The following is a 12348-nucleotide window of genomic DNA, read 5'->3' on the forward strand; positions in this document are numbered from 1 at the left end:
TGGAGGTGTCCGCCGACGGCGGTGGAGACGGAGGAGCTGGAGTGGATCTCGCTGCGGGGCACGCCGTGGGAACCCCCGCCCCGGTCGGTCGTGCCCGCCTCGTGGGCGCGGTGACCGCACGGGTCCTCGACGGCCAGGCGGTCGCGATCCACGGACCCCGCGGGATGGGGCGCAGCACCGTCCTCGACCTCGTGACGGCGGCGGTGCCCAACGCGGTGCCGGTGCGGCTGCACCGTCGGGGCACCCGGGGCCACGCCGCACAGGTCATCGCGCAGGCCTTCCCGGCCGAGACCCTGGACGAGCTGCCGGAGCGGATGCGCGCGCGGCTCGCCGACACCCGCCTGCTCTCCGGCAACGACCCGACGGCCCAGCTCGGGGACGCACTCACCGAGCTGCTCACCACCCACGCCGCCCGAGCCCCCTTCGTCCTCGTCCTCGACGACGTCCAGCACTTCGACCTGGTGAGCCTCGTCGCGCTGCGGACGGCCGCCAGCCGCTCGCTCGGGCCCGGCACGCTCGGGATCCTGCTGTCGGTGGGGCCGGCGGAGGTGTCGGCGCGCACCGGCTTCGTGCCGGACCCGCTCGACACCCGGGAGATCCCGCTGCTCCACATCGACCTCGCGCCACTGGCCGGCGCGGACACGGTCGAGATGCTCACGTCCGTCGGTGTGCCGACCGACACGGCCCTGTGGGCGCACCGCGAGTCGGGTGGCAACCCCGGCCTGGCGCACCAGCTCGCGGCCGCGACGGACTCCCAGAGCCCCCTGGAGATGACCCGGGCGGTCGACGCCCTCGCGCGCGGCCACGCCAACGCGCTGTCCGAGCAGGTGCGTACGACGCTGCGCCGCGTCGCGGCCATGCACCAGCCGACGGCGGCGGTCCTCGGGCGGATCTTCGGCCCGGACGCCGACGCGAGCATCGCCACGGCCCGGGCGCTCGCGATGATCGTCACCGAGGACGACTACCTGCGCCTCACGCCGGCTGCCCTGGGCGACGTGCTGCTCGAGTCGATCGACAGCGACGAGCTCGTGCGCCTGCACCGCGAGCTCGCCGAGCACGCCGACAACGACGGCTTGGTGCGTTACCACCTCGCGCTCGCCGGCGACCCGTCGACGAGCCCCGCCGACCTCGCGTCCTCCGCCGCGGGGGCCGCTGCGCGCGGCGAGCACGACCTCGCCGGCCACCTCTACCTGCTGGCCGCGGACGCCGGGACGCCCGAACGAGCCGAGTGGCTCACCTGCTGCCTGGAGAACGCGGTCATCGGCAAGGAGACCCGCGTCCTGCACCGCGCCGTCCGGGCCGCCGTCGAGCTCACCGACCCCAACCACCGGGTGCGCGCCGACCTCGCCCTCGTCGAGCTGGGCGACCCTGCTCCCGACGAGGTCCTCGTCTCCGCGATGCAGGCCTCGCGCCGGCACCCCGAGCTGCAGGCCCGCGTGCTGCTGCAGCGCGCCCGTGTCCTCCTCAGCACGCACGACCTGCGCACGGCACTCGACCTGGCCCGCCGCTCGGCGGAGCTGGCCGCCCGCGCCGACCGCCCGGACATCGAGGTCGAGGCACTCACCGCCGCGGCCTCGGTGAGCCGCACGCTGGGCGAAGGGGGGGCGCGCGAGCTCATCGAGGAGGCCGCCGCGCTCGCCGCTCCGCCGCGGCCGGGCCAGGTGCACACCTCCGCGCGCTACATCGCGGCGCGCTTCGCGCTGCACGACGACGACCTGCAGCGAGCGCGCGCGGAGTTCGTCGACATGCTCGCCGACGTCGGCCAGGACGCCGGGTACGACACCGTGCACATCCTGCGCAGCCTCGTCGAGATCGTCGCGCGGCAGGGACGAGGACGCGAGGCGCTGGAGCTGGCGGGGCGGGCGACCCGGGCGGCGACGCACTTCGACACCCCGGTCGCGACCACCTGGTACATCGAGTCGGTGGCCGAGTCGGTGGGCGGGACCTTCGAGAGGTGCGCGGTGGTGAGCGCCCGCGGGGTCGCGCTCGCCCGGGAGCAGGACGACGAGCGCTACCTGCGCCGCCAGCTCACCTGTCTCGGGCTCGCCCGGCTCCACCTCGACGACCTCACGGGGGCGGTGGCGGTCTACCGGGAGCTGCGCGCGATCGACGCGGCGAGCGGGATCCAGGACGTGACGGCGCTGCGCTGGCACACCGATGCGGTGACGGCCCTCGCCCTCACCGGCGAGGTGGCCGAGGCCGAGGAGCTGCTGGCCCTGGTGCGCGAGAGCCTCGACTCCGGGCAGGGCGCCCCCGGCGTCGTCATCGCCGCGGACCGGGCGGCTGCCGAGATCGCGGCCGCGCGGGGTGACCTCGACGAGGCGCGCCGGCTCGTGACCCGGGCGGCCACGGCCGCCGCGGAGCGCCGGCTGCCCATCGAGCAGGCCCGCTCCCTGGTCGCGCTCGCCCACCTCGAGCGCCGGGCCCGGCGGACCGGTCGCAGCCGCGAGGCGTCCGAGCGGGCCCGTGAGGTGCTGCGGCCGCTGCATGCGGAGCCGTGGACGGCGTGGGTCCAGGCCCGGTTCCCCGAGGGCGCGGCGCTGCACAGCCTCGAGCCCGAGCAGTCGGACAGCGCCGACCCGCTCGCCGAGCTGACGCTCACCGAGCAGCAGGTCGCCGCCCTCGTCGCCGACGGCGCGAGCAACCGCGAGATCGCCCAGCGCCTCCACCTGAGCGTCAAGACGGTCGAGGGGACCCTGACGCGGATCTACCGCAAGTCCGGCGTGCGCTCGCGCACCCAGCTCGCGACCCTCGTCCTCGGCCACGGTTGGCGCTGATCGAAGGGAGGGGACCGGCCCCCACCCGACCCGCCGCCAACCTCCGCGTCAGTCCGTCGTCCGGGCGTTGAAGGCGCGCAGCGCCAGCGGCGCGATGACGAGCGTGATCCCGACGGACCAGATGATCGTCGCGAGCTCGGGGTGGTGCAGCGGCCACGGGGCGTCCGCGCGCAGGGGCTGACCGGCGACGCCCCAGTTGTCGCGCATGGCCTGGCTCAGGGCGCTGATCGGGTTCCACTCCGCGATCGTGCGCAGCCAGGTCGGCATGACGTCGGTGCGCGCGAAGGCGTTGGAGAGGAAGGTGACCGGGAAGATCGTCGTGAACATCAGCCCGTTGACCGCCTCGACGGAGCGCATGGCCGAGCCGACGAGGATGCCGATCCAGATCATCGCGAAGCCGAAGAGCAGCAGCAGCCCGTAGCCGACGAGCGCGTTGACCACCCCGTCGTGGAGCCGCCACCCGATGAACAGACCCGTCACCGACATGACCGCGACGCCGATGCTCGAGTGGATGAGCGCGGCGATGCTGCGGGAGACGAGGATCGAGGAGCGCTGGATGGGCAGGGAGCGCAGGCGGTCGACCATGCCCTTGCCGATGTCGGTGTTGAGGCCGACGGCGACGATGAAGGAGCTGAAGGCGATGGTCTGCGCCATGATCCCGGGCAGCAGCCACGGCTTGTAGTCCACGCCGGGGATGTTGATGGAGCCGCCGAAGACGTACGCGAAGAGCAGCACGAACATCACCGGCTGGATCGTCACGTCGGTGAGCATCTCGGGCTGGCGCTTGATGTGCGTGAGGTTGCGGCGTACGAGGGTGGTGATCTGGCGGGTGCGGCTCGCCCCGGTCATGCCGGTGCCTCCTGGTTGCTGGACTCCCCGGCCGTGTGACCGGTGAGGGAGAGGAAGACGTCGTCGAGGCTGGGCCGCTGCATGCCGAGGTCGTCGACCTCGATGCCGGCCTCGTCGAGCTCGCCCGCGATCCGGGTCAGCTCCGCGACGGCGGCGCCCGGGGCGGTGAGCCGCCGGGCGTCCGCGTCGACGTGCAGCTCGCCGACGATCCCGCGGACGAGCTCGGCGGCACGGCTGACCTCGTCGTGCCGGGAGACCGTGACGACGAGGCTCGTCGCGCCGGACTGGTTCTTCAGCTCGAGCGGGGTGCCCTGGGCGATGATCCTCCCGTGGTCGATGACGCAGACCCGGTCGGCCAGCTGGTCGGCCTCGTCGAGGTACTGCGTCGTGAGCAGCAGCGTCGTGCCGTCGCGCACGAGGTCACGCAGCACGTCCCACAGCTCGACGCGGCTGCGCGGGTCGAGGCCGGTGGTCGGCTCGTCGAGGAAGAGGACCGACGGGTGGGCGACGAGGCTGACCGCGAGGTCGATGCGCCGTCGCATGCCGCCGGAGTAGTCCCGGACCACCTTGTTGCCCGCCTCGGTCAGCGAGAACCGTTCGAGCAGGTCGTCGGCACGCCGGCGCACCTCGCGCCCGGGCAGGCCGTAGAGGTCGCCGATCAGGCGCAGGTTCTCCCGCCCGGTCAGCAGGTCGTCGACCGTCGCGCTCTGGGCGGTCAGGCCCATGCTCGCGCGCACCGCGTCGGGCTGCGTCGCCACGTCGTGGCCGGCGACCCGGGCCGACCCGCTCGTGGGGACCGTCAGCGTCGTCATCATCCGCACGGTGGTCGTCTTGCCCGCACCGTTGGGCCCCAGGAGGCCGAAGACGGTGCCACGGGGCACCGTGAAGCTCACGTCGTCGACGGCCGTGAAGTCGCCGAATCGCTTGACCAGGCCCTCGGCCTCGATCACCGGTGTCGTCATGTCGGACCGCGCTAGGGCCGGCACCCGAGCGCGCACTACCGCTTTTCGAGCTCGATGTGGTCGTCGGGGTCGTGGCTGCGGCGCAGCGAGCGGCGGACCATCCACACGAGCACACCGAGGGCGGTCAGGACGATGAGCGCGTAGACGACCTTGCTGATCGGGTCCATGTACCGCTCGACGAGCTCGTACCGGTCGCCGAGCTGGAACCCGATCCACACGAAGAGGCTGTTCCAGATGAGCGACCCTGCGCTCGTGTAGCCGACGAACTTCGCCAGCGGCATCCGGTCGATGCCGGCCGGGATCGAGATGAGGCTGCGGATGCCCGGGACGAAGCGCCCGAAGAAGACCGCCTTGGCCCCGTGCCTGGAGAACCACGCGTCGGTCTTGTCGATGTCCGCGACGTCGACGAGCGGCATCCGGCGCGCGATGCCCCGCAGCCGGTCCATGCCGAGCGCGGCGCCCAGCCCGTACAGCAGCAGCGCGCCCGTGACCGAGCCGAGCGTCGCCCAGAGGATCGCCTCGACGACGGAGTACCGGCCCTGCGCGGCGGTGAAGCCGGCCAGGGGCAGGATCACCTCGCTGGGGATCGGCGGGAAGATGTTCTCGAGGAAGATCCCGAGCGCGATGCCGGGCCCCCCGATGCTGTCCATGAGGTCGAGGACCCACTGGACGATGGTGTTCATGCGGCCCTTCCGAGGATGGCGTCTACGGTGGGGCCCCGTGGGCACCCCGGATGATCATGCCAAGGCTACGGGCGCTCCCTTCGCGCGCCCTGTGAACCACGGGGTCGGGCCGTGGGAGGGCGACTGGCCGCAGGACGAGCGCCTCGACCCGCAGCTGCTCCGCGAGGGCGACCGGCGCAATGTCGAGGACCGGTACCGCTACTGGTCCCACGACGCGATCACCGCGGACCTGGCCACGCGGCGCCACGACTTCCACGTCGCGATCGAGAACTGGGAGCACGACTTCAACATCGGCTCGGTGGTGCGCACCGCCAACGCGCTGGGTGCGGCCGCCTTCCACGTCGTCGGCAAGCGGCGGTGGAACCGTCGCGGCGCGATGGTCACCGACCGCTACCAGGTCGAGCACCACCACCCCGACGTCGCGTCCTTCCTCGCCTGGGCGAGCACCGCGGGCGAAGGGGGGACCCCCCTTCCTGTCATCGGCATCGACAACGTGCCGGGATCGGTCCCGATCGAGACCCACGACCTGCCGCGCGGGTGCGTCCTCGTCCTCGGGCAGGAGGGCCCCGGCATCAGCCCGCAGATGCTCGCTGCCTGCGACGTGGTCCTGGCGATCAGCCAGTTCGGCTCGACGCGCTCGATGAACGCAGGTGCCGCCGCAGCCATCGCGATGCACGCGTGGGTGCGGCGGCACACCTTCGGTCAGGTACCCGGCGAGGGCTGACCCTGCGGTCGGGCGCTACCTGGTCGCGGCGAGGTCGATGTCCCCGCGGGAGGCGCCGAGCTCGCGCTCCATGCTGTCGAACTCGGCCTGGATCTCCGGGTCCGTGGACGGCTTGGCGAGCGAGACGGCGACCGTGACGAGCAGGTTGAGCAGGAAGCCGGGGACGATCTCGTACATCCGGTCGCTCAGGCTGTCGATGTTGCCCCAGACGAAGACCGTGACCGCGCCGACGACCATGCCGGCGAGGGCGCCGGTGGCCGTGAGGCGCCGCCAGTAGAGCGAGAGCAGGACGATCGGGCCGAAGGCGGCACCGAAGCCGGCCCACGCGAAGGCGACGAGCTCGAGGATCGCCGAGTCGGGGTCGAGGGCGAGGACGAGGCCGACGAGCGCGACGACGAGCACGCCGACCCGGCCGTACACGAGCAGCGCCTTGTCCGAGGCCTTGCGCCCGGTGAGGTTGACCAGGTCCTCGACGAGCGCGGAGGAGCAGACGACCAGCTGGCTCGACATCGTCGACATGATCGCGGCGAGGACGGCGGCGAGCACGAAGCCGGCGACGAGGGGGTGGAAGAAGATCTGCGCCAGCAGGAGGAAGACGGTCTCGGGGTCCTCGATCTGCTTCGCCGGGTCGGCACCGTTGAAGTAGGCGACACCGATGATCGCGGTGGTGATGGCGCCGAGCGCCGTGATGATCATCCAGGTGGTGCTGACGATCCGGCCGTAGTGCGCGTCGGCAGGGGTGCGCAGCGCCATGAAGCGCACGATGATGTGCGGCTGGCCGAAGTAGCCCAGGCCCCACGCGGCCGTCGAGATGATCGCGAGGACGAGCAGGCCGGTCCCCTCGTCGCCGGCGAACAGGTTGAACACGTCCGGGTTGACGGCACGGGCCCCGTCGGCGATCTCGCCCGGCGAGCCGACCTCGAAGAGCGCGACGAAGGGGACGGCGACGAGCGCGGCGAACATCAGCAGGCCCTGCGCGACGTCGGTGAGGGTCGCCCCGAGGAAGCCGCCGAAGAGCGTGTAGACCAGCGTGACTGCGGCGACGAGGAGCACGCCGTGCAGGTAGGTCCAGCCGAAGGAGCTCTCGAAGAACTTGCCCGCGGCGACCATGCCGGAGGAGACGTAGAAGGTGAAGAAGGCGAGGATGACGACCGCCGCGACGATGCGCAGCAGGTTGGTCCGGTCGCGCAGGCGCCGCCCGAAGTAGCTCGGGATGGTGATCGAGTCGCCGGCGATCTCGGTGTAGGCGCGCAGGCGGGGCGCGACGAACTTCCAGTTGAGCCACGCGCCGATCGTCAGGCCGATGGCGATCCAGCTCTCGATGAGGCCCGAGGCGTAGATGGCGCCGGGCAGGCCCATGAGCAGCCAGCCGGACATGTCGGCGGCGTTGGCGGACAGGGCCGCGACGGCCGGGTGCAGGCCGCGCTCGGCGAGCATGTACCCGTCGATGTTGCGGGTGCGGGTGTAGGCGTAGTAGCCGATCGCGAGCATCGCGGTGAAGTACACGCCGATGGCGATGAGCTGGTAGGTCGTCTCGGACACGACGAGGTCCTCTCCGGTTGGTGTGGCCGGGGCACACTACATCCGAAGGCGCCCGCACACACCCTGCGTCCTCCCTCGCTCCCTGAGGAGGTCGCGCAGCGAGCGTCCCGAAGGGCAGTGTGAGGATGGGCCCATGGACAGCCGTGACACCCCCTTCGCCCCGTCCGCCCGGTCCGCGGTCGCCCCCTTCGAGGTCATGGACGTGCTCGCCACCGTCGCGCGGATGCGAGCTGAGGGAAGGGAGGTCGTCTCCCTCTGCGCCGGCGAGCCGAGCCAGGGCGCGCCGAGCGCGGTGCAGGCGGCGGCGGCCCGGATCCACGCGGAGGCACGGCCGCTCGGGTACACGCCGGCGCTCGGGACGACCCCCCTCCGGGCCGCGATCGCGGGGCACTACTCCCGCTGGTACGGCCTCGACGTCGACCCGGCCGAGGTCGCCGTGACGACCGGGAGCTCCGGTGGCTTCGTCCTGGCCTTCCTCGCGGCCTTCGACCACGGCGAGCGCGTCGCGCTGGCCCGCCCCGGCTACCCGGCGTACCGCAACATCCTCGAGGCGCTCGGCTGCGAGGTCGTCGACATCGCGACCGGCCCCACGGAGCGCTACCAGCCGACCGTCGCGCAGCTCGAGGCCGTCCACGCGCAGGCCCCGCTCGCCGGCCTCGTCCTCGCCTCGCCGGCGAACCCGACGGGCACGATGGTCGACCGCGGCGAGCTCACCGCGATCGCCGCCTGGTGCAGCGCCCACGGCGTCCGCCTCGTGAGCGACGAGATCTACCACGGCGTGACGTACGGCGAGGGCCCGGACGCGAAGGGGGTGAGCGCCCGGGAGGTCGACGAGCACGCGATCGTCGTCTCGTCCTTCAGCAAGTACTGGGGGATGACGGGGTGGCGACTGGGCTGGCTGCTCGTGCCGCAGGACCTGCGGTCGGCCGTCGACGCCCTCGCGGGCAACATCGCGCTGTGCCCGCCCGCCGCGGCGCAGGAGGCGGCGGTCGCGGCCTTCGCCGAGGAGACGTACGCGGAGGGCGAGGCCGCGCGGCTGCAGTTCGCGCGGGCGCGCGAGGTGCTGCTCCAGCGTGCCCCCGAGCTCGGGTGGGGCTCGGCGGCGCCCGCGGACGGCGCCTTCTACTACTGGGCCGAGCTCGGTGACGCGCTCGCGGGCTTCGCCGACTCCGGCGAGTACGCGGCCGCGCTGCTCGAGGCGACCGGTGTCGCGGTGACGCCCGGCGGGGACTTCGACCCGGTGATCGGGTCGCGCTGCGTGCGGCTGTCCCTCGCCGCCGGCCCGGAGGCCATCGCCGAGGCGCTCGACCGGATCATCGCCTGGCAGGCGTCGCGTTGACGTTGCTGGAGGAGTTCCACCGTCAGATCCGCGTCGCCGGGCGGGAGGACGAGCCGCGGCCGGGGCTCGTGCAGGACGTGGACGGACCGGTGCGGCGGGCGTGGTCGCTCGATCGCGCGGGGTTCGCCATGGTCGAGTGCCCGGACGGGCTCGGTGCGCACCCCGACCACTGGATCGACCGGCAGGTCGCCTTCTTCACCGCTCGCGGGCAGGAGGTCGAGTGGAAGACGTACGACTATGACGCGCCGGCCGACCTGCTGGACCGGCTGCGGGACAAGGGCTTCGTGATCGGCGACGACGAGGCGCTCGTCCTCGGTGAGACGTCCGCCCTCGTCCGTCCCGTCGAGACGAAGGGAGTGGTCCTGCGCCGCGTCGAGGTGGACGACGACGCCTCCTTCGCCGGGATCGAAGATCTCCACCAGCTCGTGTGGGGCCGGCGCGGGGGCCATACCGTCGAGCTGCGTGAGGAGCTGCGCTCCAGTCCCGGCACCGTCGACATCTTCGTCGCCGAGGCGACCGAGCCGCTGGAGGCGGACGGGCACCGGGTCGAGGAGGGTCAGGTCGTGTGCGCGGCCTGGGTCCGCTACGCGGCCGGGACCGACTTCTGCTCGCTGTGGGGCGGCACGACCCACCCGTCCGTCCGCCGGCGAGGGGTCTACCGGGCTCTCGTCGCCGAGCGGGCGCGCTGCTCGAGCGAGCGGGGCTTCCCCTTCGTCCGGGTGGACTGCTCGCCGGACTCGCTCCCGATCCTCACCCGGCTCGGCCTGCACCGGGTCGCGACCACCGTCCCGGCCGTCCTCGCGCCATGATGCCCGGAACTACTCGCGGGTACGACGTGCACTCGTGATGCCGGACGGGGGCCGAGGGCCGCCTTTCCGGGCCCTGCCGCCCGGCCCGCACACGGAAGTGCCGTCGTACCCGCGCGTAACGTCGGTGACCCTTGGCCGGGCGCCGGGCGGATCTGCGAGGATCAGCAGGACGACCACCGAGCCGTGCCAGGAGGCCCACCGCCATGCCCATCGCAACCCCCGACGTCTATCGAGACATGCTCGACCGCGCGAAGGCCGGGTCCTTCGCCTACCCGGCCATCAACGTCACCTCGAGCCAGACCCTCAACGCCGCCATCCGCGGCTTCGCCGAGGCCGGCAGCGACGGCATCGTCCAGGTGTCCACCGGCGGTGGCGAGTACCTGTCCGGCCCGACCATCAAGGACATGGTCACGGGCTCGCTCGCGCTCGCGGCCTACGCGCAGGAGGTGGCGAAGAACTACGACGTCAACATCGCCCTGCACACCGACCACTGCCCCAAGGACAAGCTCGACGGGTTCGTCCGTCCGCTGCTCGCCGCGAGCAAGGAGCGGCGGGACGCGACCGGGCTGCCGATCTTCCAGTCGCACATGTGGGACGGGTCGGCGGTGCCGCTGGCCGAGAACCTGCAGATCGCCCAGGAGCTGCTCGAGCTGGCCAGGGCGGCCGACATCATCCTCGAGGTCGAGATCGGTGTCGTCGGCGGCGAGGAGGACGGGGTCGCCAACGAGATCAACGAGCAGCTGTACACGACCCCCGAGGACGCGCTCGCGACCGTCGAGGCCCTCGGTCTCGGTGAGAAGGGTCGCTACATGACGGCCCTCACCTTCGGCAACGTCCACGGCGTCTACAAGCCGGGCAACGTCAGGCTGCGCCCCGAGATCCTGAAGCAGTGCCAGGACGCGATCGTCGCGAAGTACGGCAGCGAGCACGGCGAGCACCCGCTCGACCTCGTCTTCCACGGTGGCTCGGGCTCGAGCGCCCAGGAGATCAGCGACGCGGTCGACTTCGGCGTCGTCAAGATGAACGTCGACACCGACACGCAGTACGCCTTCACCCGCCCGGTCGCCGGCTGGATGCTCGAGAACTACACGGGCGTGCTGAAGATCGACGGCGAGGTCGGCAACAAGAAGCAGTACGACCCCCGCGCGTGGGGCAAGGAGGCCGAGGCGTCGATGGCCGCCCGCGTCGTCGAGGCCTGCGAGAACCTCCGCTCGGCCGGGACGTCGGTGAAGGCCTGATGGACAACCTGCTCGGCATCCCCGAGACCAAGCTGCCCGAGGACCCCGCCGCGGCGCGGATCGACGGGGGTGAGGACGCGGCGAAGGTGGCGGCGGACCTCCCTTCGTCCTCCCTGCCGTGGGCCGTCCTCGCCGAGACCGCGCTCGACGGCGGCCGCTCGATCGAGGCCTACGCCTACGCGCGGACCGGCTACCACCGCGGTCTCGACGCGCTGCGCCGCTCGGGCTGGAAGGGGCAGGGGCCGGTGCCGTGGGCCCACGTGCCCAACCGCGGCTTCCTGCGCTCCCTCGCCGCGCTGGCCCAGGCCGCCGGCGAGATCGGGGAGGCCGACGAGGAGCTGCGCTGCCGCACCTTCCTCAGCGACTCCTCGCTGGAGGCGGCCCGCGCGCTGCTCGGCTGACCCGGGACACACGAAGGGCGTCACGACCGTGGTCGTCACGCCCTGCGTGTCGGTCCGGTGTCCCGCAGCCCGGAGCATCCGGCGGGAGGCGCCGCTGAGAAGTCCCCTGATTTCGTGTGCGGCGCCCCCGCACTGATCACAGTTTGCACCATTCGTCCACGTGATCCCGGCACCCGACGGCCACTGGCAGTAACGTGCCACACATGTCCCCGACCGCGGCACCCGACGACGAGCCGCTGCGCCGCCTCGAGCGCTACCTCGCCGCCGACACCATCCGCGTCGAGGAGGCACGCGAGCGGCTCATCGACATCGGTGACCTCCTCGTCACGCTGCGGGCCCGGATGCACAACATCGACCTCGGGGACGACCCCGGGGTGCAGGTGCTCACGCAGGACGTCGCCGCGCCGATCATCGACCGCATCGCCAGCCAGGTCGCCCGCGTCGACAACGTCGTCACCGACATCGAGGTGGGGGCCGGTCGCGAGGAGACCAACGCACGCCACGAGCGCGACCGGGCGGTGGCCGGACAGCTGCAGCGCACGCTCGTCCACCCGATCGTCCTCGAGAGCGAGATCTCCAGCGCCGAGCTGGCTGCCGGCCGGACCGCGGGGCAGCTGCAGCGGGTGTCCGACCTCGTCGAGTCCGAGTTCTTGGTCCTCGGGGAGGAGGCCGTCATCACGCTCGCCACGTGGGCCGACCCGACGTCCAACTACGTCCTGATCCGCCACCCTGCGCTCGTGCACTACTTCCGGGCATGGTTCGAGCTGCTGTGGTCGCACGCGCCGGTCATCGAGGCCGCCGATGCCGACGCGGACGAGGCGCTGCTGCACATGCTCATGCTCGGGGCCAAGGACGAGATGATCGCCCGCACGCTCCACGTCGGTCTGCGCACCGTGCGCCGCCGGGTGGCCGCCCTCATGGACCGCTACGGCGTCGCCACCCGCTTCCAGCTGGGTGCCGCGCTGGAGCGCGACGGTCGGCTGTCGTGGCCCGCTCGGTAGAGTGAGGGGGAGCAGCCACGGGC

General features: G+C 72.5%; 11 protein-coding genes. 7 read left to right on the top strand and 4 right to left on the bottom strand.

Going from position 1 to position 12348, the window contains the following annotated elements:
• The first annotated feature begins 41 nt into the window (after positions 1-41).
• Entirely contained in the window at positions 42-2777 is a 2736-nt protein-coding gene (locus tag ABC138_RS09900) for a LuxR C-terminal-related transcriptional regulator (RefSeq protein ID WP_345913577.1), read from the top strand.
• Positions 2778-2825: 48 nt separating this feature from the next.
• Here ABC138_RS09900 and ABC138_RS09905 read toward each other — a convergent pair whose 3' ends face one another.
• From ABC138_RS09905 to ABC138_RS09915, 3 genes are read right to left on the bottom strand one after another with little or no spacing between them, the layout of a single operon-like run.
• Positions 2826-3626 (bottom strand): ABC transporter permease, encoded by an 801-nt coding sequence (locus ABC138_RS09905; RefSeq protein ID WP_068425029.1) that lies wholly within the window; start codon positions 3624-3626, stop codon positions 2826-2828.
• Complete coding sequence (locus ABC138_RS09910) at positions 3623-4588, bottom strand: ATP-binding cassette domain-containing protein (protein WP_345913578.1); 966 nt, start codon at positions 4586-4588, stop codon at positions 3623-3625. The genes ABC138_RS09905 and ABC138_RS09910 overlap by 4 nt, the downstream gene beginning before the upstream one ends.
• Positions 4589-4623: 35 nt before the next feature.
• Complete coding sequence (locus tag ABC138_RS09915) at positions 4624-5271, bottom strand: DedA family protein (protein ID WP_068327120.1); 648 nt, start codon at positions 5269-5271, stop codon at positions 4624-4626.
• 91 nt (positions 5272-5362) lie between these two features.
• Between ABC138_RS09915 and ABC138_RS09920 the strand changes: the two genes are divergently transcribed.
• Positions 5363-5995, top strand: coding sequence for a TrmH family RNA methyltransferase (locus ABC138_RS09920; protein ID WP_068327117.1), 633 nt, complete (start codon positions 5363-5365; stop codon positions 5993-5995).
• 15 nt (positions 5996-6010) lie between these two features.
• Here the strand turns inward: ABC138_RS09920 and putP are convergent, their stop codons facing one another.
• On the bottom strand, positions 6011-7537 hold the full coding sequence (gene putP / locus ABC138_RS09925; RefSeq protein ID WP_345913579.1) for a sodium/proline symporter PutP: 1527 nt from the start codon (positions 7535-7537) through the stop codon (positions 6011-6013).
• Positions 7538-7670: 133 nt separating this feature from the next.
• On the opposite strand from putP, the gene ABC138_RS09930 reads away from it, so the two are divergent.
• The 5 genes from ABC138_RS09930 to ABC138_RS09950 all read left to right on the top strand — a co-directional run bounded on the left by ABC138_RS09930 (position 7671) and on the right by ABC138_RS09950 (position 12325).
• Positions 7671-8876 carry an aminotransferase class I/II-fold pyridoxal phosphate-dependent enzyme gene (locus ABC138_RS09930; protein WP_345913580.1) on the top strand — a complete coding sequence of 402 codons (1206 nt, stop codon included), beginning with the start codon at positions 7671-7673 and terminating at the stop codon, positions 8874-8876.
• Positions 8873-9685: a GNAT family N-acetyltransferase gene (locus ABC138_RS09935; RefSeq protein ID WP_170307606.1), complete on the top strand. Its 813-nt coding sequence runs from the start codon at positions 8873-8875 to the stop codon at positions 9683-9685. Before ABC138_RS09930 ends, ABC138_RS09935 begins: the two co-directional genes overlap by 4 nt.
• Before the next feature lie 203 nt (positions 9686-9888).
• Complete coding sequence (gene fbaA, locus ABC138_RS09940) at positions 9889-10923, top strand: class II fructose-bisphosphate aldolase (protein ID WP_345913581.1); 1035 nt, start codon at positions 9889-9891, stop codon at positions 10921-10923.
• Positions 10923-11324, top strand: a complete 402-nt coding sequence (locus ABC138_RS09945; protein ID WP_068327106.1) for a DUF3151 domain-containing protein — start codon at positions 10923-10925, stop codon at positions 11322-11324. Before fbaA ends, ABC138_RS09945 begins: the two co-directional genes overlap by 1 nt.
• A gap of 203 nt (positions 11325-11527) precedes the next feature.
• Positions 11528-12325, top strand: coding sequence for a hypothetical protein (locus ABC138_RS09950; RefSeq protein WP_345913582.1), 798 nt, complete (start codon positions 11528-11530; stop codon positions 12323-12325).
• The last annotated feature ends 23 nt before the right edge of the window (positions 12326-12348 follow it).

The sequence above is a fragment of the Janibacter sp. LM genome, from assembly GCF_039631275.1.
GTDB lineage: Bacteria > Actinomycetota > Actinomycetes > Actinomycetales > Dermatophilaceae > Janibacter > Janibacter terrae.